At 39.0% G+C, this 23192-nt stretch carries 20 protein-coding genes; 7 read left to right on the top strand and 13 right to left on the bottom strand.

The features are described 5' to 3' along the window. Positions 1-17 precede the first annotated feature (17 nt). Positions 18-650: an alpha/beta hydrolase gene (locus tag R5R67_RS07725; protein ID WP_000003113.1), complete on the top strand. Its 633-nt coding sequence runs from the start codon at positions 18-20 to the stop codon at positions 648-650. 197 nt (positions 651-847) lie between these two features. Then, the gene (locus tag R5R67_RS07730) at positions 848-1804 is read left to right on the top strand and encodes a ribonuclease Z (RefSeq protein ID WP_000902242.1); all 957 of its coding nucleotides are present in this window, start codon (positions 848-850) and stop codon (positions 1802-1804) included. Positions 1805-1897: 93 nt separating this feature from the next. Here R5R67_RS07730 and R5R67_RS07735 read toward each other — a convergent pair whose 3' ends face one another. From R5R67_RS07735 to pheA, 4 genes are all read right to left on the bottom strand, one after another. Then, positions 1898-3358, bottom strand: coding sequence for an aminoacyl-histidine dipeptidase (locus R5R67_RS07735; protein ID WP_000195392.1), 1461 nt, complete (start codon positions 3356-3358; stop codon positions 1898-1900). 170 nt (positions 3359-3528) lie between these two features. Continuing rightward, the gene (locus tag R5R67_RS07740; protein WP_000735997.1) at positions 3529-3912 is read right to left on the bottom strand and encodes a hypothetical protein; all 384 of its coding nucleotides are present in this window, start codon (positions 3910-3912) and stop codon (positions 3529-3531) included. Positions 3913-4039: 127 nt separating this feature from the next. Continuing rightward, positions 4040-6286 (bottom strand): bifunctional prephenate dehydrogenase/3-phosphoshikimate 1-carboxyvinyltransferase, encoded by a 2247-nt coding sequence (locus tag R5R67_RS07745; protein ID WP_000082055.1) that lies wholly within the window; start codon positions 6284-6286, stop codon positions 4040-4042. Between the two features lie 108 nt (positions 6287-6394). Beyond that, positions 6395-7504 (bottom strand): prephenate dehydratase, encoded by a 1110-nt coding sequence (pheA, locus tag R5R67_RS07750; protein WP_000606364.1) that lies wholly within the window; start codon positions 7502-7504, stop codon positions 6395-6397. A gap of 185 nt (positions 7505-7689) precedes the next feature. Here pheA and R5R67_RS07755 point away from each other — a divergent pair, with 185 nt between their 5' ends. Next, on the top strand, positions 7690-8634 hold the full coding sequence (locus R5R67_RS07755) for an alpha/beta hydrolase (RefSeq protein WP_157832716.1): 945 nt from the start codon (positions 7690-7692) through the stop codon (positions 8632-8634). A gap of 42 nt (positions 8635-8676) precedes the next feature. Here the strand turns inward: R5R67_RS07755 and R5R67_RS07760 are convergent, their stop codons facing one another. After that, a complete protein-coding gene (locus R5R67_RS07760; protein ID WP_318754799.1) occupies positions 8677-9822 on the bottom strand; it encodes an acyl-CoA dehydrogenase family protein in 1146 nt (381 codons plus the stop codon). A 164-nt stretch (positions 9823-9986) separates the two neighbouring features. Then, positions 9987-11345, bottom strand: a complete 1359-nt coding sequence (locus tag R5R67_RS07765; RefSeq protein ID WP_001085436.1) for a dicarboxylate/amino acid:cation symporter — start codon at positions 11343-11345, stop codon at positions 9987-9989. Positions 11346-11844: 499 nt separating this feature from the next. Here R5R67_RS07765 and R5R67_RS07770 point away from each other — a divergent pair, with 499 nt between their 5' ends. Continuing rightward, positions 11845-12858, top strand: coding sequence for a glycosyl transferase family protein (locus R5R67_RS07770; protein ID WP_001093425.1), 1014 nt, complete (start codon positions 11845-11847; stop codon positions 12856-12858). A gap of 201 nt (positions 12859-13059) precedes the next feature. Here the strand turns inward: R5R67_RS07770 and R5R67_RS07775 are convergent, their stop codons facing one another. Next, positions 13060-13332: a YeaC family protein gene (locus tag R5R67_RS07775; protein ID WP_001019667.1), complete on the bottom strand. Its 273-nt coding sequence runs from the start codon at positions 13330-13332 to the stop codon at positions 13060-13062. Further along, a complete protein-coding gene (locus tag R5R67_RS07780; protein WP_001167242.1) occupies positions 13329-14237 on the bottom strand; it encodes an NAD(+) kinase in 909 nt (302 codons plus the stop codon). Before R5R67_RS07780 ends, R5R67_RS07775 begins: the two co-directional genes overlap by 4 nt. A gap of 185 nt (positions 14238-14422) precedes the next feature. On the opposite strand from R5R67_RS07780, the gene mrcB reads away from it, so the two are divergent. Together mrcB and R5R67_RS07790 are read left to right on the top strand one after the other, a co-directional pair. Continuing rightward, positions 14423-16819 (top strand): penicillin-binding protein 1B, encoded by a 2397-nt coding sequence (gene mrcB / locus R5R67_RS07785; RefSeq protein ID WP_000667412.1) that lies wholly within the window; start codon positions 14423-14425, stop codon positions 16817-16819. A gap of 20 nt (positions 16820-16839) precedes the next feature. Further along, on the top strand, positions 16840-17391 hold the full coding sequence (locus R5R67_RS07790) for a tetratricopeptide repeat protein (protein WP_000913441.1): 552 nt from the start codon (positions 16840-16842) through the stop codon (positions 17389-17391). A 21-nt stretch (positions 17392-17412) separates the two neighbouring features. Here the strand turns inward: R5R67_RS07790 and R5R67_RS07795 are convergent, their stop codons facing one another. Then, positions 17413-18312, bottom strand: coding sequence for an NUDIX domain-containing protein (locus R5R67_RS07795; RefSeq protein WP_001125734.1), 900 nt, complete (start codon positions 18310-18312; stop codon positions 17413-17415). Positions 18313-18448: 136 nt separating this feature from the next. On the opposite strand from R5R67_RS07795, the gene hemP reads away from it, so the two are divergent. Further along, the gene (gene hemP, locus R5R67_RS07800) at positions 18449-18619 is read left to right on the top strand and encodes a hemin uptake protein HemP (RefSeq protein ID WP_000993416.1); all 171 of its coding nucleotides are present in this window, start codon (positions 18449-18451) and stop codon (positions 18617-18619) included. Between the two features lie 65 nt (positions 18620-18684). Here hemP and R5R67_RS07805 read toward each other — a convergent pair whose 3' ends face one another. The 4 genes from R5R67_RS07805 to R5R67_RS07820 all read right to left on the bottom strand — a co-directional run bounded on the left by R5R67_RS07805 (position 18685) and on the right by R5R67_RS07820 (position 23008). Then, positions 18685-20043, bottom strand: coding sequence for a sensor histidine kinase (locus tag R5R67_RS07805; RefSeq protein ID WP_001257361.1), 1359 nt, complete (start codon positions 20041-20043; stop codon positions 18685-18687). Further along, a complete protein-coding gene (locus R5R67_RS07810) occupies positions 20040-20702 on the bottom strand; it encodes a response regulator transcription factor (RefSeq protein WP_001221456.1) in 663 nt (220 codons plus the stop codon). The genes R5R67_RS07805 and R5R67_RS07810 overlap by 4 nt, the downstream gene beginning before the upstream one ends. Before the next feature lie 107 nt (positions 20703-20809). After that, positions 20810-21169: a NirD/YgiW/YdeI family stress tolerance protein gene (locus R5R67_RS07815; protein WP_000783090.1), complete on the bottom strand. Its 360-nt coding sequence runs from the start codon at positions 21167-21169 to the stop codon at positions 20810-20812. An 81-nt stretch (positions 21170-21250) separates the two neighbouring features. Next, entirely contained in the window at positions 21251-23008 is a 1758-nt protein-coding gene (locus R5R67_RS07820) for a GspE/PulE family protein (protein ID WP_001020927.1), read from the bottom strand. Positions 23009-23192 lie beyond the last annotated feature (184 nt).

Raw genomic sequence — 23192 nt, forward strand, 5'->3', positions numbered from 1 at the left:
TATTTAGCGGTTCTTCTATGTCTGAGCAAATTTTCATCCAGGGTCCAGTAGGTAAAATTGAACTTTTCGTTGACCGCCCTGAAGGTGAAATCAAAGGCTTTGCAGTTGTTTGTCACCCTCACCCATTACAAGGTGGAACCCCTCAACATAAAGTCCCTGCTCTTTTAACCCAAATCTTTAATGAATATGGCTGTATTGTTTACCGTCCTAGTTTCCGTGGTTTAGGCGGCAGTGAAGGTGTTCATGATGAAGGTCATGGAGAAACTGAAGATATTTTAGCTGTGATTGAGCATGTTCGTGAGCTTCATGCAGGTTTGCCATTTTATGCAGGTGGCTTTAGCTTTGGCTCACATGTTTTGGCAAAATGTCATGCGCAGCTTAGCCCTGAATTACAGCCAGTACAGTTAATTTTATGTGGTTTACCAACAGCTACTGTTGTGGGGTTACGTCACTATAAAACACCTGAAATTCAAGGTGATATTCTACTCATTCATGGTGAGCAAGATGACATCACCTTACTTTCAGATGCAATTGAGTGGGCAAAACCACAAAAGCATCCAATTACGATTTTGCCGGGCGCTAACCACTTCTTTACAGGTTATTTAAAACAGCTTCGCCAAATCATTACACGTTTTATTATCATGAAATAAAGTGCATTTGATGGGCATAACTTGAGAGTATGCCCATCATTTTCAAGCCATGTCCTGATTGAAAATTATTCCAACTTAAACCAAAACGCGCAAAATATTTTTTTACTCGGTCACTACCATGCACCATAATTTTTATAAAATTTTAATAAGTGTCTATAATATAAAAATTACGCATTTGACTAAAAAATTCCAAGAATATGCTTCATTTTACCTTTTTAGGCACATCATCAGGTGTACCCACGCTTTCACGCAATGTTTCAGGATTAGCTGTTCGTAACAGTAAAAATAAGGACTGGATTTTAGTTGATACTGGTGAGGGTACACAGCATCGTATTCAGCAAGCTAGACTCTCACTACAAAACTTAATTGCCATTTGTATTACACACGTTCACGGCGATCATTGTTATGGTCTAGTTGGTTTACTGGCAAGTGCAGGCATGAATGCACGCAGCAAACCATTAATCGTGATTGCACCCAAAGAAATTCAACAATGGTTTGAAATCACTGCTCAACTTACAGACTTACATTTGCCTTATTCAATAAAATTTATTGATGTTAATGAAGCAACTCGGCCACAGCAGCTCACTGATGAGCTCTTTATTCAAGCACATCCACTAAGTCATCGTGTTCCGAGTTTTGCATTTAGTATTTATATAAAATCCACCCAGAAGAAGATAGATATTCAAGCTTTAACTCAGCTTGGCATACCTAAAGGCGATATTTGGGGGCATTTAAAACGAGGCTACGATGTAGAGTTTGAAGGGCGAATTTTAAAATCTCAAGACTTTATCAAAATTCAAAATCAGCAGATTCATGCAATTATAGGTGGTGATAATGATCGGCCAGAATTATTAGCCGATGCTTGTAAGGATGCTCAATTACTTATTCATGAAGCAACTTATTTGCAAACAGTCTTAGATAAAGTAGGTAAAGGACCAATGCACAGCTCAGCAAAAATGGTGGCTGAATTTGCTGAGCAGCAATCTCTAGACAATTTAATTCTGACACACTTTAGCCCTAGACATCAGGATAAGACTGGGCAGCAAGCTATTATCGAAGAAGTTCGCCAGTTTTATAAAGGTCATTTTTATTTAGCGAATGATTTTGATGAATTTACTTTAAATGAAACAGGACAACTTTTAAAAATCGAGTAAAAATTATATTTGTTGTGAGATCGAATTAGCTACATATCATTTCCATATAAAAGTTTAAGAAGCTCATAACTGAGCTTCTTATTTCTTAAAAAACTACTCTACAGATGCCAAAGCTGTCACCAATAACTTCCAGCATTTCTCTACGGTATCAACTTTAACTCGTTCGCCCGGTGCATGCGCACCTTGAATATCCGGTCCAAAAGAAACCATCTGTAAATGTGGGTAATGCTCGGCAATAATCCCACATTCTAAGCCTGCATGAATTACTTTTAGATTTGGCTCAATATTAAATGCATTTTGATAGGCCTGCTGTAAGCACTTTAGAGCAGCCGAATCTGGATTTGGTGTCCAACCCGACACTAACGGCGTAAGTGTAGAGCCGATATTAAATTGGCTAAAATGGGCCTGAATTTTTTCGGCAAAATCTTGAGCTTCTTGGTTCACCATTGAACGAACCATTAAGACAGCTTTTCCACCTTCTCGATTTAGTCTCACCACCCCAATGTTATTTGAGGTTTCAACTACATCTGGTAGAACCTGACTCATACTTGCAACGCCATAAGGACCTGTTGCTAAAGCTTGCAACCATTCATTTTGCTGTTGTTGAGTAATCACTTCGGTCACTTCAACACCAGTGGATTGAATACTTAATTGCAAGTTGTCATCAATACCCTTTAGCTGTTCTTTCCATACCGTTTGATATTCAGCAAGTAACTTTTCTAGGCTTGATAACTGATTAGGCGAAATTGCAATAGTTGCCACAGCTTCTCGCGGTAAAGCATTACGGGCCGTACCACCTGTAAACTCAACAAGATGCCCACCTAGAGAGGCTAAATATTGATTTAAAAAGCGAGCCAAAATAACGTTGGCATTGCCACGTCCTAAATGGATATCTACGCCAGAGTGACCACCTTTAAGACCAGCCACCTGAATATTCACAACATTCAAATTTTCAGGGATTGGTTCATAACTAAGCGGCTGCTCTACCTCAACATCAATACTACCAGCACACCCTAAATACAACTCACCCCATTCTTCTGTATCAATATTAAATAGCCATTTTCCTTTTAGCACACCTGTCTCTAAAAGCCGCGCACCACTCATCCCTGCTTCTTCATCGACTGTTAAAAGAACTTCTATTGGGCCATGAGCAATATCATTTGAATCTAAAACAGCTAATGCCAAAGCCACCCCAATGCCATTATCAGCACCTAAAGTAGTGTCTTTGGCAATTAGCCAGCCATCCTCAAGAACTGGACGAATCGGGTCTTTAAAGAAGTCATGTACCGTACCAGTATTGGCTTGTGTAACCATATCTAAATGGCCCTGAAGAATAACTCCAGACACATGTTCTTTACCGGCAGTTGCATCCTTTCGGATAATCAAATTTCCTACTTGATCTACATAAGTTTCTAAATTCCGACTTTCGGCCCAGTTTTGTAAAAACTCACGAAGTTGCTGTTCATGCTTTGACGGACGAGGAATAGTACAAAGTGTTTGAAAATGCTGCCAAACGACTTGAGGAGATAATGCTGCAATATCAACTTGTGTCATGAAAACTACACTCTAATTATGTAAATATCTTAATAATTTCAATATACACAAAGCATTAAAGATAGGTAGCGATTTCGGGAAAGATTTTGTATTTTTATATTTAATTTAAAGAAATTGTACGACTTTTCTAAGAAGTCGTACTTCACAAATAAGCCTTAACAATAATATGTTTAGCTTTTCCACTCAAATGCTGAAAAGCTATGATCGGCTTTCAAGCTATTTTCAACAGCCTGTGCAAGCTGACGAATAATACTTTGTGTTTCGATTTTCTCAAACCAGTCTTGTTCTTCATCAGGATTGGCAGAGATTTCACACATTAAATGCCCATCATGGTCGGTTTGCTGGCAAGTAATAGACAATGGTAAAAGGTGATTATCAATACTTACTTCCACCTTTTCATGTTCATGCACAATATGCTGTGCATCAAAACCATAATTCCCCAATTGTTTAAACAGTAAAGCCGCTACATATTCTTGAGTGATATGGCATTCATTTGGTGGATGATCAAGCACCCCATGTTGTGGGCAACTGGCAATAAATTGTAATTTTTTCATCCTTTGTCCTAACACTTTTATCATTATCTGCACTTAGCATAAGCAATAAACAAACAGCAGCCAAGCCTTTAGCTCGCTGCTGCCGTTGCTATTGTGTTAGCAATTATAAAATGTGTTAGGTCAAAAGTTATTGGCTAACTTCGATTGTTAAGCCTGCACGATTCGCCAACTCAGTAAAAGTTGGGAAACTTGTAGCAACAGTTTCAGTACCGTGAATTGTAATCGGACCAGAAGTACGAAGGCCTGCCATACTAAAACTCATGGCAATACGGTGGTCATGGTGTGATTCAATTTCACCACCAGCAAAGATTGGTGACCAATCACCAGATTTGCCTTTACCTTCGATAATGATGCCATCTTCAGTAGGTGTACAATCAATGCCCATGATTTTTAAACCATCTGCCATAACTTGAATACGGTCAGATTCCTTCACGCGAAGCTCTGCTGCACCTGTTAATACTGTTTGGCCTTCAGCACAAGCCGCTGCAATAAATAAGGCTGGGAATTCATCAATTGCTAAAGGCACTTGATCTTCAGGCATATGAATACCTTTAAGGGTACGTGAACCTTTAATATGAATATCAGCAATAGGCTCTCCACCAGCGATACGCTCATTTTCAACAGTCAGGTCAGCACCCATCTGTTTTAAAATTTCAATTACGCCAGTACGTGTTGGATTAATACCTACAGCTTCCAGAACAACGTCTGCGCCTTCAGTGATTGCAGCACCTACCATGAAGAAAGCAGCAGATGAAATATCAGATGGTACTTGAATATTAGTACCCACTAACTTACCGCCGCCCACAAGGGAAATTTTATTGCCTTCAGTTTTAACATCATAGCCAAATGCACGAAGCATACGCTCTGTATGATCACGTGTTGGTTCCGGTTCAGTTACCGAAGTTTCACCTTCAGCCCATAAACCAGCTAGTAAAATACCCGACTTCACCTGAGCAGATGCCATAGGTAAATCATATTGAATACCTTTTAATTGCTGACCACCAGTAATGCTTACAGGTGGTGTACCTTTCTCACCTGTCGTTTGCATTTGCGCACCCATTAAACGTAATGGCTTAGCAATACGCTCCATTGGACGTTTAGAGAGCGAAGCATCACCTGTCATAACAGAATCAAACTTTTGTGCAGAAAGCATACCTGAAAGCAAACGCATGCTTGTTCCAGAGTTACCCATATACAATGCACTTGCTGGTGCTTTTAAGCCATGCATACCCACGCCATGAATGGTCACTTCACCATTTTTAGGGCCTTCAATGCTTACACCCATATCACGGAAAGCTTGTAAAGTTGCTAAAGCATCTTCACCTTCAAGGAAGCCAGTGACATGAGTCGTGCCTTCTGCAATAGCACCAAACATAATGGAGCGATGTGACACAGATTTGTCACCCGGTACGGTAAATTTACCTTTAAAAGCCTTATTTCCCGGTAAGATACTGAATTGCTGTGTCACCTTATTTTTCTCCATTAAAGGTTTTTTGGCTAACATATGATTGAAATGCTGACGTGCTGCCTGAGCATGGCCGAGTAAACCCATTAATGCATGAGAATCTTCGTTTTCAATCAATTTTCTAAGTACGGTAAGTTGTTTCTCGAAGCCATCTACAGCATTTAATATAGCTGTTTTATTGGCAAAGAAAATGTCATGCCACATTTGAGGATCGCTGGCAGCAATTCGTGAAAAGTCACGGAAACCACCAGCTGCATAACGGAAAATATCAAGGTTATCTTCACGATTTGCAAGTTGCTCGACCAGATTAAATGCCATTAAGTGCGGTAAATGACTGGTATGCGCCAAAACTTCATCATGTTTGGCAACATCCATACATATCACTTCGGCTTTAGCAGCTGACCAAAGTTGAATCAGTTTCTCAACTGCCCATTCTGCACTGGTTGGTAATGGCGTCAAAATCACTTTGTGATTTGCAAAGAGATCGACCTTACCTGCGTGGACACCCGTGTGTTCACTTCCCGCAATCGGATGCCCAGGAACAAACCCTGCTGGTAAATCTTCACCAAATACAGCTTTTGCTGCATCTACGACATTACCTTTTGTACTTCCCACGTCAGTTACAATTGTGGTTTCTGACAAATAAGGTTTAATTTGCTCAAGCACTTTTTGAGTGGCACGCACTGGCAAGGCTAAAACAACTAAATCCGCCCCTTTCACAGCTTCTACAGGATCGGAAAACCCTTCTTGTATTAAGCCAAGTGATTTTGCATCTTCTAAAGTTTTCTGCGAACGTGTAGATGCCACAATAGTTGTGGCCAACTTTTCTGCAACAATAACGCGAGCCAAACTCGACCCAATGAGTCCTAAACCAATAAATGCAACTTTTTTAAATAGGGGTTGTGACATAACTTCAACTTTGCTTTTGCTCAACGTTATTTAAAGCTTTGAGCAATTTGTTTTTTAAGCATAATGACATGTCCATCTTGATACATGTCATTATTCCAACATGAGTGATTAAAGAACAGCAGCAGGATAAGAACCTAAAATACGAAGTTCTTTTACCATTGGACGAATCTCATTAATTGCCGCAGCCACATTTTCCTGATCGATATGACCTTCTAAGTCAATAAAGAATACATATGCCCATTTTTCAGGTAATGCTGGACGGGTCTCAATGCTCGTTAAGCTAATATTATGTTTTGCAAACGGCGCTAAAATTTCTAATAAAGCACCTGCACGGTCATGCGCTGAAATTAATAATGAAGTTTTGTCATTGCCACTTTGTGGAATTTTTTCACGGCCAATCACTAAGAAACGAGTAGTATTTTCCGGATTATCTTCAATATTACTATGCAAGATTTCAAGGTTATACATACCTGCTGCAATATCGGACGCAATCGCTGCTGAATGCCATTCATTGCGAATACGGCGTGCAGCTTCTGCATTTGAGTTTAAGGCAACACGCTCAACACCCGGATAATGTGCGTCTAACCACTGACGACATTGAGCCAAAGTTTGCTGATGCGCATAAATCTGCTTAATACTGTCTTTACGTGTATTTTCAGAAACAAGGAATTGATGATGAATACGCAATTCAACTTCACCAATCACATTTAAATTCGAAGTTTTAAAACAATCTAAAGTATGATTTACGATACCTTCAGATGAGTTTTCAACCGGAACTACACCATAATGCGCACTACCCGCTTCTACTTCACGGAATACTTCATCAATAGTTGGTAGCGGACGAACAACCGCATCTTTACCAAAATGTTTAAGTACGGCAGATTGAGTAAAAGTACCTTCTGGGCCTAAAAATGCAATACTTTGCGGAGCTTCTAAAGCAAGGCAAGCAGACATAATTTCACGGAACAAACGGGCCATAGTTACGTCAGATAAAGGCCCTTGATTGCGCTCCATAACTTTACGTAAAACTTGTGCTTCACGTTCAGGACGATAAAACAAAGGATTCTCTTCAGAAGCAAATTTAGCTTTCGCAACAGCTTCAGCAAGGCTTGCGCGGCGATTTAATAACTCTTGAATCTGTTGATCTACGCTATCAATATCTTCGCGAATTTGTTCTAAACTAAGAGAAGTCGTTTTGTTTTGATCATCGTTGATCATTGGAAGGCAGCCTCAGCAAAATCATCTTTTAAACGAGAGTATAACAATAGTCGGCTTTGATTTGTTAGGCAATATGGGTGTATGGGCTTTTTTCATTAATCCGGCTCGAACCTTTGTATAAGATCACTTTATTTGATAATGATTTTCATTTATTATTTGACTTATAACATTTTCTTAACTTTATTATGCTTAAATCTTTTTTCTTTTTATCTTGTAATTTCTTTCTAGGCTCTTTAATAAGTAGTTCCGTTTTGGCTCAAGCCCCTGTAAAAAATCAATCAAAAATCGATTTTCACAACAATCAGGCCCAGTTCCAAATCAAATCTAAAAATACTGGACATGAATACCTTATTCAAATTTATAAACCACCTGTTGCCCCACCCCAACATGGTTATCCGGTACTTTATATATTAGATGGTAATGCAACATTTCCAAGCGCAATGAATATTGCCCAGTCGATTGGATCAGGCTCTGCAAAATTAGGTTTAGATCCGCTCATTATTGTAGCTGTGGGCTATTCTCAGCAAAAAACCTTTGATGTGCAAAAACGCGCTTATGATTACACCCCAAAACCTTCTGCCGAGTTTCAAGCACAAGGTAAATATAAATATGGTGGTGCTGACCAGTTTATTGCTTTTTTAAATAATGAGCTTAAGCCTGAAATCGCTAAACAGTTTCCAATTAATAGCCAACAGCAAAGTCTCTATGGGCATTCTTTTGGAGGGTTGTTTGTGCTTTATCATTTTTTTCAAAAACCTACTGCCTTCCAACGTTACTTTGCTGCAAGCCCTTCTCTCTGGTTTGATCAAGGCCTGTTATTTCGAGAATTAGAACAATGGCAAAGTCAAAAGCAAACCGTGTTCCCAATGCTGATGACGACAGTCGGTACACATGAACAAGGTGGGCCACATACCCAGTTTCATCAAAGAATTAATAAAGACGATTTCTTTAAAGTCTTAGAAAATAAACGTTCAGACCAATTTACTTATTGGCATTTCAATAATCCTGCTGAACAGCATATCACCAATTTGTATGCGAGCTTACCTAAAGCGCTTATGTTTGCTTCATGCCAAAATCTAGAAAGCTGTAAATCTTTATTCGATGAACCATCGCAGAAAACAGCTAAATAATAAAAAAGCCTACTCAAAGGTAGGCTTTTTTTGAAGCTATTATTAAGCTTTACCGATTAATCCACGTGCTACGATTTCTTTCATAATTTCATTTGTACCGCCGTCAATACGTTGGATACGGGCATCTACAAAGAAGCGTGAAATTGGATATTCAGTCATATAACCATAACCACCAAACAGTTGTAATAGGTTATCCGCAACCTTCATTTGCATATCTGTACTAAAACTTTTCAGTGCGGCAGCCGTCTCAACATCAAGTTTACCTTCTTGATATAAAGCAACATTTCGCTCATAGAAAGCTGTTGTCGCAAGCTCATCAATTTTTGCTTGTGCTAAAACAAAACGAGTATTTTGGAACTGTGAAATAGGTTGACCAAATGCATGACGTTCTTTTACATAAGCGGTTGCCAAATCAATTGCACCACGAATAGCGCCAACCGCTGTCGATGCGATAGCCGTACGTTCGCGCGGTAATTCTTGCATTAAATAAGCAAAACCTTGTCCAGCTTGTCCGAGTAACTGATTTTTAGGAACCTTAACATTGTCAAAAAATAGCTCAGATGTGTCTTGAGAATGCAATCCGATTTTGTCGAGGTTAGTTCCTTTTTTGAAACCTTCTAGGTGAGTATCCACCAATAATAACGATACACCTTTCGCACGCGCTTGCGGATCGGTTTTTACTGCAAGCACTACAAGGTCAGCATGTTGTCCATTTGAAATAAACGTTTTAGAACCATTTAGCAAATAATGATCATCTTGCAAAATGGCACTGGTACGCATTGACTGTAAGTCTGAACCGGCACCCGGTTCTGTCATACCAATTGCTCCGACTACTTCACCTGTTACCATTTTCGGTAACCAGTATTGTTTTTGTTCTTCGGTCCCAATATGTAAAATATAAGGCGCCGCAATCTCAGAGTGACAAGAAATAGCAGTTGATAATGCGCAAAATCCAGCACGAGCCGATTCTTCAACTAACATTAATGAATAATACGTTGGGACGCCATAACCACCATATTCTTCTGGGACATCCACACATAAAAAGCCATTTTCGCCCAGTTGAGACCAAACTGAACGCGGCATAATTCCTTCACGTTCCCATTGGTCATAATGTGGAGCAATATGCTCATTCATAAAACGTTTAAAATTATCACGGAATAATTCTAAATCTGCATCATATGCCAACATAATATTTTCCTTCGGCTTTATTGTTTTATCGAATCTCATTGCTGTGCATGCTAATCATTTTTTACACAACTGTCATGGCTTAGCTGCTCATTTAAACTGTACTTTTCAGTCAGCCAATAAAAAAGGAAGCCAAAGCTTCCTTTTTTTATATAGGTAGATCCGAATTAATCTAAACCTTCTGCAACCTGGGGATTTTTTGGAGCCAACATTTTTCTGTCAACTTCATCTGGGTTGTTTAAAGCATCATTGAGCTTATCTTTATCTAAAGCACCCACCCATTTTGCAACTACAATCGTTGCCAAAGAGTTACCAACAAGATTGGTTAAAGCACGTGCTTCTGACATGAAGCGGTCAATACCTAAAATCAATGCCAAACCAGCTACCGGAATATGTCCTACTGCAGATAAAGTTGCTGCCATAACAATAAAGCCAGAGCCTGTTACACCCGCTGCACCTTTAGATGAGATTAGAAGTACCAACAACAAAGTAATTTGATGTTGAATATCAAGCTGTGTATTCGTTGCCTGAGCAATAAAGATTGCAGCCATAGTCAAATAGATTGATGTACCATCAAGGTTAAATGAATAACCTGTTGGAATAACTAAACCAACAACCGACTTTTCACAACCTGCAATTTCGAGTTTACGTAACATGCGAGGCAAAACAGATTCAGAAGAAGATGTACCAAGTACAATTAATAGTTCTTCACGAATCAGGCGAATCATTTTCAGAATACTGAATCCACTAATGCGGCTGATTGTACCCAAAATTAAGAAAATAAAGAGTAAACACGTAATATAGAAGCAGATAATAAGCTGGCCTAACTGTACCAGTGAACCTACACCATATTTACCGATAGTAAACGCCATTGCCCCAAATGCACCAATTGGCGCAAGCTTCATAATCATGTTCACAATGTTAAAGAACACGTGTGCAATTTGATCAATTAACTTTAAAACTGGGCGTCCTGCATCACCTAACTTATGAAGCGCAAAACCAAATAGTATTGCAAAAAGAAGGACCTGTAAGATTTCACCATTTGCAAATGCACCAACCACCGTATCTGGGATGATATGCATCAAGAAATCAATGGTAGATTGTGACTCACCAGAAGTAACGTATTTTTGGATACCTGAAGTGTCCAGAGTTGCAGGATCAACATTCATTCCTACGCCCGGCTTTGCAATGTTAATCACCACAAGGCCAATCAGAAGCGCGATTGTTGAAACGATCTCGAAGTATAACAACGCAACACCGCCAGTTTTACCAACTGACTTCATGCTTTCCATACCAGCAATACCACTTACTACTGTACAGAAAATAACAGGTGCGATGATCATTTTAATCAAACGAATAAAAGCATCACCTAATGGCTTGAGTTGCTCACCTAAACCTGGAATATGTTGTTCAACACCATTAACAATTTGCGTTGTACTTGGTGAGAAATGCCCTACCAAAACACCCGCAATAATCGCAATAATCACTTGAAAATAAAGTGATTTATAAATCGGTTTTTTAGCCATAACTTTACTTCAATCTATATTTCCAAGTCCGTTGGAAATATCAAAATGAAACGTCTATTCTTTACGAATACACAGCCCTAACCTTTCACATGAACACCGCAAAAGGGAAACGGTTTTTTAATAACAAAAAACCTTCCTACTACCTCAATGAAAACAAAAAACTGTTTTCTAAAACAGGAGAATACCTGAAGTTTCTAACTACTTTGAGTAGCTAGAAATAACCTCTTACTTTTTCAATAAAAAGCTGAAGATATAGGAGAATCACAGAAAATTATGATATGAGTGCTCAAAAAAGCACATGAAGTTTACTCGAATTAAATAACGATTCGATTAAAATTTTGGCTAATACGCACAAAAAATACTCATGCAGCCTTAAGACTTTAGTATGAGAAACACTTTTGATATTTTTTCATCAGTTTTTTATGTCATATTGATAAGTCCTTGTAGACATTTCATTTTGAGCTGCCTACTCCCCTTATTTTTACTGTTTTGAATTGCCATGAATACTAAACGTAATATCTATAAAGATGCTGAACATCCCTTTGCTCAATATGTCCGTATTTTAGGTAAGGGGAAAACCGGATCTCGCTCACTGAGTTATGAAGAAGCCTATCAGGCTTTTACTATGGTTTTAAAAGGCGAAGTTCTTGACGTTCAGTTGGGTGCTTTTTTAATGCTGCTACGTGTTAAAGAAGAATCGATTGATGAACTTGCAGGTTTTGTACAAGCCACCAAAGACCAGCTTCATTTTGCACCTTTAGAAGTTGACTTAGATTGGTCATCTTATGCTGGTAAACGTAAACATTATCCTTGGTTTTTATTAGCGGCTCTTACCCTTGCTCATCACGGTTATAAAATCGTAATGCATGGTGCTTCCGGACATACCATTAACCGAGTTTATACCGAACAAGTTTTGGAATATTTAGATTATAAAATTTGCCATTCTGAACAAGAAGTTCGCACCCAATTGGCAGAACAAAATTTCGCTTACTTACCGCTAGATGTGATTTCACCGGTTTTAAGCGAATTAATATCTCTAAGAAATGTCATGGGATTGCGTTCACCTATTCATACTTTAGCGCGTTTAATTAATCCTTTTAACGCTAAAGCCACCTTACAAGCCATATTCCATCCTGCTTACAGAACTTCCCATCAGCATAGTGCACTTCGCTTAGGCTATCAAAATAGCGCAGTTATTAAGGGCGAAGGCGGCGAATTCGAGCGAAACCCAGACGCGAAAACGCTGATTTGCGGTATTAAAAATGGTGAACTCTATGAGCATGAGTTGCCAAAGCTTACGCCTGAACGTAGCCCAATTGAAGAAGAGTTAGACTTAGCAACCTTTAAAGCTGTCTGGCTTGGTCAACAGCATCATGAATATGGGGAAATGGCCGTAACAGAAACCATGGGTATTGCGTTATATACCATGGGTGTGGTTTCTAATTTCGAGGAAGCGATGCAAAAAGCAAAAGTATTATGGGAAACACGAAATTTAAGCAATCTTAATTTGTAGTTAACAAATGCTATCGTGAAGGTCGACATGGATGTCGACCGTATCACTGCGATACAGGAAGTATCGTCAGTGATACAGAGGATTTTTGGTTACTTTTGATCCTTCAAAAGTAATAAAAGCCTATATGCTATAACTTATGAAAAACATGCTATATAAGGCTGTATGGAATAACCAAAAATAATTTTTCTATCTTATTAAGTGTTAAACAAAACGAATCGGTTTAAATTCAGGCTCATGCTTGTGATGATCATCTTCACAAACCTCACCCTCTTCTTTTGTACCACGGTCAATATAACCACTACGCTGTTCTTCTGGTAAGTTCTTTAACTCCCAAGCAATAACAGCTTGCATACATGTTTCACGCTGTTCTTTCGTTAAAGCAACACCATTTGGCCATTTACCAATTTCTACTGCTGTTTTTAAACGCTCTACAATCTCAGGGTTTAAAACAGATAGCATTTGTTCAATATTCATGATTCATCTCTTTGAAAAGATTCAAAATCTTGGTTCCAACCCAATTTGGTACGACAAGCCATATAGAAATCATAACCAGGTGGGTGTAATAAACTTAATTTAAATGGGTGTTTGCGGATGTGCAAACTATCACCGACATTGAGAGAGACACTATGTTGTCCATCTGCACTCACCATCGGTAATACCCGATTTTCGCGAATGACGATTTTAATTTCACTTTGCCCACCAACTACGATCGGGCGTGAAGATAATGTATGGGGATGCATAGGAACTAATGCAATAGCATCCATACTTGGATGTAAAATTGGACCACCACCTGATAAAGCATAAGCGGTTGAACCGGTTGGTGTCGAAACAATTAAACCATCACTATGCTGGCGATAAACATATTGCCCATCGATATTGAGTTCAAAATCGATCATATGTACCGACTTACCAGAGTGTAGTACGACATCATTTAAAGCAATTGCATCATAAATGACTTCACCATTGGTACGTACTTCCATTTCAAGCAAGAAACGGCGATCAAGCTGGAAATGACCTTGTAAAACCTGATCAAGCTTAAAAATAGCTTCCGAAGGCTTAATATCGGTTAAAAAACCTAAACGTCCACGGTTAATCCCGATTACAGGCGTATTGTAGCGCACTAAAGCTCTGGCTGCATGAAGCAATGAACCATCACCACCTACAACAATCACCAGATCAGCGACTTCACCTAATAAGTGACGACTAACGACTTGCGCATGATCATAGGGCACTAATTCGGCAGTTTCCTGATCAAAAATGGGGTTTAGGCCTAAACTTAGCAAATGGTCATGAATTAAACATAGTGTTTCTACAACTGATGATTTATCTGGTCGACCAATTAACCCGACGTTTCTGAAGGACTTATGTGAAATTTGCACGAATGAGTAAGCTCCGCTGCGATTCTACGCTATCATAACATTAACCAGATTAATTTAAAAAAACATAACAACAAGATACTGTAAAATTCAATCTAAGTTTTCCATTTATTCACAGTTTTATCATTGCAAATTGATGACAAGCTATCGCATCATTAACGCATTGTTTAGGGTTTTATCTCATTTATATGAAGTTTGAACGTGGTATCGGTTTCTTCGCGCTAATTTTTTCCATTTTGGTGATTGGTGCTTTTATTGCTCTTAGTATCTATCTGATTCGTTTAGATAATATTATACGTGAAAAATTTGAAGGACAGCGCTGGGACATTCCGGCCAAGGTGTTTGCTCGACCTTTGGAAATTTATAATAATGCGCCAATTACTCAAGCAAATTTCACCCAAGAATTAAAATTACTAGGTTACAAAACTTCAAGTAATTATGACAAGTCTGGAACCTATGTTGCTCAAGGCAGCAACATGTATGTCCATACACGTGGTTTCGACTATGGCGACAGCGTAGAACCTGAACAGGTTTTAGAACTGAGTTTTGCAAACGACCAAGTTGTAGAAGTTCGCAGTACAAAACCTTCCTCAACGGGGGTTGCCCGTTTAGAACCTTTATTAATTGGGGGCATTTATCCTCAACATAATGAAGACCGCGTTTTGATTAAGCTTAATAGTGTTCCTAAACCACTTATTGAAGCTTTAATTTCTACAGAAGACCGTAACTTTTATCATCACCACGGTATTTCGATTCGTGGTACAGCACGTGCTTTGGTAAGTAATGTAACTGGAGGACGTCGTCAAGGTGGTTCGACCCTCACCCAACAGTTAGTCAAAAACTTCTATCTAACCCCTGAACGCACACTTAAACGTAAAGTTAATGAAGCATTAATGGCTTTACTTATTGAGTTGCATTACAGCAAAGATGAAATTTTAGAAGCATATTTAAATGAAGTGAATTTAGGTCAAAACGGTAACTATTCAATCAATGGTTATGGATTGGCCTCTCAGTTTTATTTCGGTTTACCACTACGTGAGCTTAATGTTGCACAACAAGCTTATTTAGTCGGTTTGGTTCAAGGTCCATCTTTATATAACCCTTGGAAAAACCCTGAAGGGGCAAAAAATCGTCGCGATACAGTATTAAATAACATGCGTGTCATGGGGTATTTAACTCAAGCAGAGTATGAAACTGAAATTGCGCGCCCTTTAAATGTTCTAAGCAAGCCAAGCCTAGGTCCAGCAAAATTCCCTGACTTTTTAGATATTGTGCGTCGTCAATTACGTACCGAATATCAGGAAAGTGATTTAACCAATCAAGGATTACGTATTTTTACGACCTTGGACCCAATTGCTCAAACACAAGTTCAAAATGCTTTTAAAGCTTCTGTAGAGCGCTTAGCTAATAGCAACCCTGCTCGCTTGAAAAACCTGCAAGGGGCTGTACTGATTGCCCATCCTGAAAATGGCGAATTAATTGCAGCTGTCGGGTCAACGCAAGACTTTACCGGCTTTAACCGTGCCTTAGATGCAAAACGCCAAGTCGGTTCTTTATTGAAACCTGTCATTTATTTGAGCGCAATTGAATCTGGACGTTATAACTGGGCAAGCCAGATTGAAGACGCTCCAATTAGCGTTCCAGTAGACGGCGGTAAAAGTTGGACACCGAAGAATTATAGCGGCGGTGGACATGGAATTGTGAGTTTAAGTGAAGCCTTAGCAAATTCTTATAACCTTTCTGCTGTGCGCTTAGGTCAAGAGTTCGGGTTATCTACATTTACCAATAACTTAAGAAAATTTGGTGTTGAATCGACAATCCCGGCCTACCCTTCTATTTTCCTGGGTGCAGTTAATATGTCACCAATGGAAGTACTTGGTATTTATGAAAACTTTGCTACAGGCGGTTTCAAATATCCGACTCGTGCAATTCGTTCTGTTGTAGATGCAAATGGACGTTTACTTGATCGTTATGGTCTAAACGTACAACAAACCATTGATCCATCTGTCGGTTATATCATGAACTATGGTTTACAACAGGTCATGTCATCAGGTACAGGACGTGCAGCGTATAACAGCTTATCTCCAGCTTTAAAATTAGCGGGTAAATCAGGTACGACTAACGATACACGTGACTCATGGTTTGCCGGCTATTCAGGTAATCATGTTGCAGTAGTATGGTTAGGTTTAGATGACAATAAAGTAACTGGTTTAACAGGTTCATCTGGTGCATTACCAGTATGGATTAATGTGATGAAACAATTACGCCAGACACCAGTAAACTTACGTCAACCAGACTCTGTACAGTGGCAATGGATTGACCGTGCATCGGGTGACTTATCGGCACAAGCTTGTGATGGTGCCATGTATATTCCAATGCTAGCACATACAGTCCCACATCGTGCTACGCCATGTGGAGCACCGTATTATCAAGTTGATCCAACATATACGCCACAAAGTGATAACACAATTCCTGAGCCTCAGGATGATAATACCGACAGTTATATTCGTGAAAGTGAAAACCAGATGGAACAAGATCTGTCGAATAACACACGAATCATTTCAAGTGGTAGTTATAACAACTAAGCGTTAACAGGAAACAGGATATGTTAAAGAAAGGTGTTTTTTATATTGGTGCTGTACTTATGGTCGGCTGTACAACTTTACCAGATCATTCAGCTCCAAAAGAGAAAACACCTCCTGTTTCTGAAAAGAAGAAGTCCGAGTCCTCATCTGGTGTAAAAATTACACCTTATGATCATCCGGAAATTCAACGTAAAAGTTTACAAGTGATTGTTCCTCAGCAGAAAAAGCCGCAACGCTTTAATGATGATGGAAGCCAGTTACCCGCTTTTAAAACTGTAATGCAAAAAACCGAGCAGGCTTACAAAAACCAACAATGGTCCGAGGCTGAGCGCTACGCTCTTCAAGCACAGCGTTTAGCGCCACAGGCAGCCGAGACTTATTTATTTCTGGCATTAACTGCAAATCATAAACAGCAATATTCTAACGCTGAGTCTCTTGCAAGACGTGGTTTAAGCTTTGCGCAGAGTCAAGCCATGAAAAAACAACTTTGGTTGGTCATTTTAAAAGCTGGACAACAGCGCAATAACCCAAAAACTGTTCAAGAAGCACAACAAGCATTGAAAGCTTTCTAGCTTTTAATGCTTTATTTCTTATTAAAAATTACGAATACCCGCCAAGCCATATGCACCATGTTGTTGTGCTGTGGCTAAATCATCAGGACTCATGCCTCCCAAAGCAAATACGGGAATTTGGCACTTCTCGATTAAATCAGCAAAACGATCCCATCCTAATGCACTAACGTCCGGATGAGTAGCCGTCACTTTTACAGGACTAACAAAAACGGCATCACAACCAATTTGCTGAGCATGTTGTAAAGAAACTGCATCGTGACAAGCAGCAATAAAACGTATTCCTACCTCTAAGTCACCTTTATGTAAACTCATGAGCTGAGATTGTTTTAAATGAACAGTCTTGATCTGTTTTTTTAATTCGGAGCTCAATTGCTGCCAAATATCTACATTTATAATTAAATTTGATCGTTGCCCTTCATCTAAGGCCGTTAATTGTTCTACTTCTCGCGGGCCAAATTCATCTTCTATACGCCAATATAATAAAGCATCACTATTCTCTACAGATGTAAGTGTATGGCTAATTTTAATAAAATGAGGCCAATATAATCTTTTAATAATGTCTTTATTAGCTTTCGGGAAGTTTAGGTGAAGTAGCTGTTCACGTGTGTACCATGTCCAAGGCTGATGGATAAGAATTAATAACTCATCAGGTACATAACTATGGAACAAATGAAGGTTGACAATAATGTCATCATATTCATGGTGAATATAATCAAATTGATGCCAATCTTTTAAACCAATACCGACTTCTTCATAAATTTCACGACGGCAGGCTTCTTCAGGCGTTTCACCCTGCTCTACCTTTCCACCAGGAAACTCATGCTTTCCACCTTGATGCTGCTGTTCACCACGCCATCCCACTAATATTTTTCCACGATGAATTAAGATAGCTATTGCGACATCGACAATCGGTTTGGGCATTTTTCTACTCACTAAAATTTTTCACAAGTGTAAGCAAATTTTATCAATTTATAAAATCTTTAAAATCTCATTGACAGATCTATTCGATAATGATTATCATTTAAATCGTTCAAGAATATACCACGGAGCACAACAAATGAACGCACCTTTTAGCTTATTTACACGCAATACAGATTCAGCTCATACCTTACCAATGCTGCATTCTAACAACCTATTCGCCTTAGGTCGTGAAATTCGAATTATGCATGCTGGCGAGGAATATCGTTTACGCCTTACTCGCAATAACCGTCTCATTTTAACTAAATAAGAACGATCCTCGCGTTTCAATAATATTCGTGGGAAAACAAAAAATGGATAGCATGGGCAACCATGCTATTTTTGTATTTCACGGTTAAAAGGCAGTATTACTTCAACTTTTAAGCCACCTTGGCTTGCATGCATAAAATGTAATTCCCCACCATGGAGTTGAATAATTTTTTTAGTAATTGATAACCCTAACCCTGAGCCTTGTTGCTTTGTCCCTAATACACGAAAAAAACGCTGTCCTAAACGCCTTAAGACCTCATCATCCACACCATTCCCCGTATCTTCTATAGAAATCTTCAGCTTTAGCTGGTACTGGCTTAGCTCAACATGAATAGCACCCAAAGCCGGACTATAACGAATAGCGTTATCAAATAAATTTCTAAAAGCAATAAACATGAGCTCTTCATTTGCAAATGTTTTGGTTTCATTTGACAGAATATTTGTCTCAATTACCATTTGTTTGGCTTGTGCATCAATATTTACTGTATCTATCACTCTGGCTAATACATGATTTAAATCAACGACACTCTTAGAGAGTTCTAATTGCTCTGTTTCATTAGGTTCCAAGCGAGCGAGTAACAATAAATTTTCCAGTATTTTTGTACTTCTTGAAACGTCTTCTTGAATACGCTCAAAATCATGATCAAGCTCTGGAATATGCTGATATTTCCGTTGCAACACCTGAAGACGCATTTGTATGGCTGATAAAGGTGAACGTAATTCATGTGAAGCATCTGCAGTAAAACGCTGTTCAGCAACCAGTGCCCTTTGTAGCCTTGCAAGTAGCTGATTTAAAGCATCAATCACAGGCTGAATTTCTGTAATAACATCTGGTTCTTGAATTGGCTCTAAGTTTGAGGCAGTTTTTTGAGCAATACGTTTAGAGAGTAAATTCAGCGCAGCCAATTGTTGTTCGGTACGCCAACTTACAATAACCCACTGTAGTAACCAGAACAGCACCATAAGGCCACTATATCCAGCAAGTGCTTTTAATACTTCTTCAATGCGTGTACTGATAGGCTGAAAAACTTCAACTTGTAGTTGAGAATCTTCTTGTTGTGCAGCCAGACTACGCCATAATTGGCCATCAAACCAAAAATATGAAAAACCTTCTGATAAATTACCTTTTTCAAAAAGTTCATGCTGATAGGTATGAGAATGGGTAAGCACCTGACCTGTATCTAATAACTCATATTGAATATCAAACTCATCACTCAGCTCATCAAACTGCTTCATCGAGTGTTTAGAAAGGTCAGAAACCAGTAAGGTATCTGAAATTTCATCCATGATTTCATCTTGTACTGACATGTTGTGATAAATCGAAAATATGGTGAGTAAACTTAATGCCAGTAGCCCCACCACAATACTGCTCCACATGGTGGTTTTAACCAGTTGTGACTGCAAGGATGAACGATTTGATCTCATTTTAAGTCTCCCATACGGTAGCCGAGCCCCCGTATGGTTTTAATACTGCTGCTTCCGATTTTCTTTCGAAGCTGATAAATAAAAACTTCGATTGCGTTACTCTCGATTTCCTCGCCCCATGCATAAAGTGCTTCTTCTAATTGATCACGGGTAATAATATGCTCAGGATGAACCATAAGTTTACGTAATATTTGAAATTCTTTTGCTGTTAAATCGATAGTCTTACCAGCAGATAATACAACTTTCGCTTGTGTATCAAGTTGCAAATCACCCCACGTTAAAATCGATTGCTGACTCAGAGTTTGTTTACGTAATTGAGCGCGGATGCGAGCCGATAATTCTTCTAGGCTAAATGGTTTAACCAAATAATCATTTGCACCTAAATCAAGCCCTTCTACGCGGTCATGAATACTGTCGCGTGCGGTAATAAAAATCACGGGAACGTTTTTTTGTTTGTGGCGGATGGTTGTTAAAACTTTTTCACCAGTCAGTTGGGGCAAGCCCCGATCAAGCAAAATACAGTCATAATCATGCTGCTCAATTGCTGTAAGGGCATAATCACCACGTTCTACCCAGTCTACTTGATAACCGTCTAATTCTAACCATGATTGAATACTTTCAGCTTGAGAGCGATCATCTTCTGCAAGCAAAATTCTCATCTGTTTTTCCTGTTATATCCTGATTGGATGTTGCCAAGTCTTTATAAAAAAAGCAAAGCCGCATGATTTAAATGCGGCTAAAAGGAATAAATGTAGAAATTAATTTATTAGAACTGGACCTGATCTACATCAATTTCTACACGTTTTAAAGGCTTATAATCTATGTCTACTTCACCAATTAAAGTCACATTTGTATTGGCTGAAACAGGACGTCCTTGCCAAAGCTCATCATCTACATCAATTGTAATGCTACCGCTCTTATCGCGGAATTGATATTTTTCATCGCCTAAAGATTTTACGACCTGACCATGTAATTTTACAGGTGTATTATCTTTTGATGCTAAAGCTTGTTTCACTGTAGTAACTGTCGCTGGAGCAATAGCTGCCTGATTCACAGGTGTATTTGCTACAACCACACCCGCAGTTGCCATACCCGCAGTCATCAAAATTACTTTAAGCATTTTCATAAAATTACCCTCTGTTATTTGGTTTACCCTTGGAATAAAACAATTACACCATCGGTAGATGAGGTGAATCTTAAGAAAAATTTAATTTAATGGAACAACCCGCAGCACCTCTTCCAAGGTGGTCAAACCTTCAATAACTTTGCGAGCTCCTGCAATTCTTAAAGGCTCTACACTTTCTTTTTTAGTTTGGCTTCTTAATTCATTTAATGTCGCATGACTGCTAATAAGATGCTTAAGCTCAAGACTAACTGGCATAAACTCATAAATGCCGATTCGACCTTTATAACCCGTATGCCGGCACTCTTCACAACCTACTGCCCGATAAACTTTTTCTGGCATTTCCATAATGTAGTCAAATGTTAGGTGCTGCCATTCCTCCTCATTAATATGAGTTTGTTGTTTGCAGTGCGGGCAAAGCTTACGCACTAAGCGCTGCGCTAATACACCTAAAATAGTCGCGGCTGTTAAAAATGGTTGTACACCTAAATCATGTAAACGGGTCAAACTAGACGGCGCATCATTGGTGTGTAAAGTTGATAATACTAAATGGCCCGTGAGTGCAGCCTGAATGGCCATATTCGCAGTATCTTGGTCACGAATTTCCCCAATCATAATAATGTCTGGGTCTTGTCGCATAAGCGCACGCACACCATCTGCAAAGCCCAGTTCAATTGCATGATTGACCTGCATTTGGTTAAAACTAGGCTCTAGCATTTCAACCGGATCTTCAATGGTACAAACATTGACCTGCTCGGTTGCGAGCTGCTTTAAAGAAGAATATAGCGTTGTGGTTTTACCAGAACCTGTTGGCCCCGTAACCAAAATAATGCCGTGACTATTTTGCGTAATACGCTGCCATTGCTGTAATAAAGACTGGTCGAAACCCAATTGCTGAAAAGAACGTACTAACACATCTGGATCAAAAATACGCATAACCAGTTTTTCACCAAACGCTGTTGGTAAGGTAGATAGACGTAGTTCGGTTTCTTGTCCTTTCGGTGTACGTGTTTTTAATCGACCATCTTGCGGTTTACGCTTTTCTGCTACATTTAGCCGCCCTAAAATTTTAATCCGAGAAATCACAGCGGTCAGAGTATTTGAAGGCATGTTATAAATGGTATGTAAAACACCATCGATACGGAACCGAACTTTGCCATTGTCTTTACGTGGTTCCATGTGAATGTCACTAGCGCTCTGTTCAAATGCAAATTGCAAAATCCAGTCGACCAATTTCACAATATGCTGATCATTGGCATCAGGGTTTTGGCTATCACCAAGTTGTAAAAGCGCCTCTACACCTTTGTTATCACGGTCATGAGCCGCATCTTTTTGAGCTGAGTTTACTGCTCGGCTGACTTGATAATATTCTCGTAAATAACGTTGTAATTGCTCGGGGTTGAGAAATACCCGTTCAATTTTTTTGGGTGCTAAACTCTTCTCTAAATTATTTAGCCAGTCTGTTTGAAAAGGCTGGTCTGTTCCTATCACAATCCGGTCCGCATGGACTTCTACAGCTAAAATATGATTACGGATCGCAAACTCTTGCGACATGACTTGAGTTAAAGCACTCACATCTGCCTTTAAAGGATCAATCACAAATAAAGGTAATTGCGCCCGCTCTGCAAACCATTGGCACAGACGGTTTAAACTTAAATGTGCTTGTACATGATGTTGGTCTTTTAGATTAAAATGCGCAATCCACTGTAATGGATGCCATTTCAACTGATCTTTTTGCCTATTTGTGGTTTGTACAAGTAACTTATCTCGTTCAGTGATACGGCCTTCTTGTAATAGTTGTTCTAGACACCAATGTGTGTCTATTTCTACATGTATATTCATGTGTTTTCCCCAATATATTTTTATAATATATCAGAGAAGTTTTAGATTTAGCCCGCCTAAAAAACCCAAGTTTAGCTTTTAAATATCTTTGAACTTCAAATAATTAATCCAATTCTCAACTTAGTATTTTTTTGTGTCATAGATCATATTTATAAAGATGCTTATTGTGATAGTTTGATTAAAA

The organism is Acinetobacter sp. OYA S30 (assembly GCF_033599315.1).
Lineage (GTDB): Bacteria > Pseudomonadota > Gammaproteobacteria > Pseudomonadales > Moraxellaceae > Acinetobacter > Acinetobacter baumannii.

Bases quoted from the DNA above. Each gene is read 5' to 3' on its own strand.
- R5R67_RS07725 (WP_000003113.1), top strand. From the start codon at position 18: ATGTCTGAGCAAATTTTCATCCAGGGTCCAGTAGGTAAAATTGAACTT.
- R5R67_RS07730 (WP_000902242.1), top strand. From the start codon at position 848: ATGCTTCATTTTACCTTTTTAGGCACATCATCAGGTGTACCCACGCTT.
- R5R67_RS07735 (WP_000195392.1), bottom strand. From the start codon at position 3,358: ATGACACAAGTTGATATTGCAGCATTATCTCCTCAAGTCGTTTGGCAG.
- R5R67_RS07740 (WP_000735997.1), bottom strand. From the start codon at position 3,912: ATGAAAAAATTACAATTTATTGCCAGTTGCCCACAACATGGGGTGCTT.
- R5R67_RS07745 (WP_000082055.1), bottom strand. From the start codon at position 6,286: ATGTCACAACCCCTATTTAAAAAAGTTGCATTTATTGGTTTAGGACTC.
- pheA (WP_000606364.1), bottom strand. From the start codon at position 7,504: ATGATCAACGATGATCAAAACAAAACGACTTCTCTTAGTTTAGAACAA.
- R5R67_RS07755 (WP_157832716.1), top strand. From the start codon at position 7,690: ATGCTTAAATCTTTTTTCTTTTTATCTTGTAATTTCTTTCTAGGCTCT.
- R5R67_RS07760 (WP_318754799.1), bottom strand. From the start codon at position 9,822: ATGTTGGCATATGATGCAGATTTAGAATTATTCCGTGATAATTTTAAA.
- R5R67_RS07765 (WP_001085436.1), bottom strand. From the start codon at position 11,345: ATGGCTAAAAAACCGATTTATAAATCACTTTATTTTCAAGTGATTATT.
- R5R67_RS07770 (WP_001093425.1), top strand. From the start codon at position 11,845: ATGAATACTAAACGTAATATCTATAAAGATGCTGAACATCCCTTTGCT.
- R5R67_RS07775 (WP_001019667.1), bottom strand. From the start codon at position 13,332: ATGAATATTGAACAAATGCTATCTGTTTTAAACCCTGAGATTGTAGAG.
- mrcB (WP_000667412.1), top strand. From the start codon at position 14,423: ATGAAGTTTGAACGTGGTATCGGTTTCTTCGCGCTAATTTTTTCCATT.
- R5R67_RS07790 (WP_000913441.1), top strand. From the start codon at position 16,840: ATGTTAAAGAAAGGTGTTTTTTATATTGGTGCTGTACTTATGGTCGGC.
- R5R67_RS07795 (WP_001125734.1), bottom strand. From the start codon at position 18,312: ATGCCCAAACCGATTGTCGATGTCGCAATAGCTATCTTAATTCATCGT.
- hemP (WP_000993416.1), top strand. From the start codon at position 18,449: ATGAACGCACCTTTTAGCTTATTTACACGCAATACAGATTCAGCTCAT.
- R5R67_RS07805 (WP_001257361.1), bottom strand. From the start codon at position 20,043: ATGAGATCAAATCGTTCATCCTTGCAGTCACAACTGGTTAAAACCACC.
- R5R67_RS07810 (WP_001221456.1), bottom strand. From the start codon at position 20,702: ATGAGAATTTTGCTTGCAGAAGATGATCGCTCTCAAGCTGAAAGTATT.
- R5R67_RS07815 (WP_000783090.1), bottom strand. From the start codon at position 21,169: ATGAAAATGCTTAAAGTAATTTTGATGACTGCGGGTATGGCAACTGCG.
- R5R67_RS07820 (WP_001020927.1), bottom strand. From the start codon at position 23,008: ATGAATATACATGTAGAAATAGACACACATTGGTGTCTAGAACAACTA.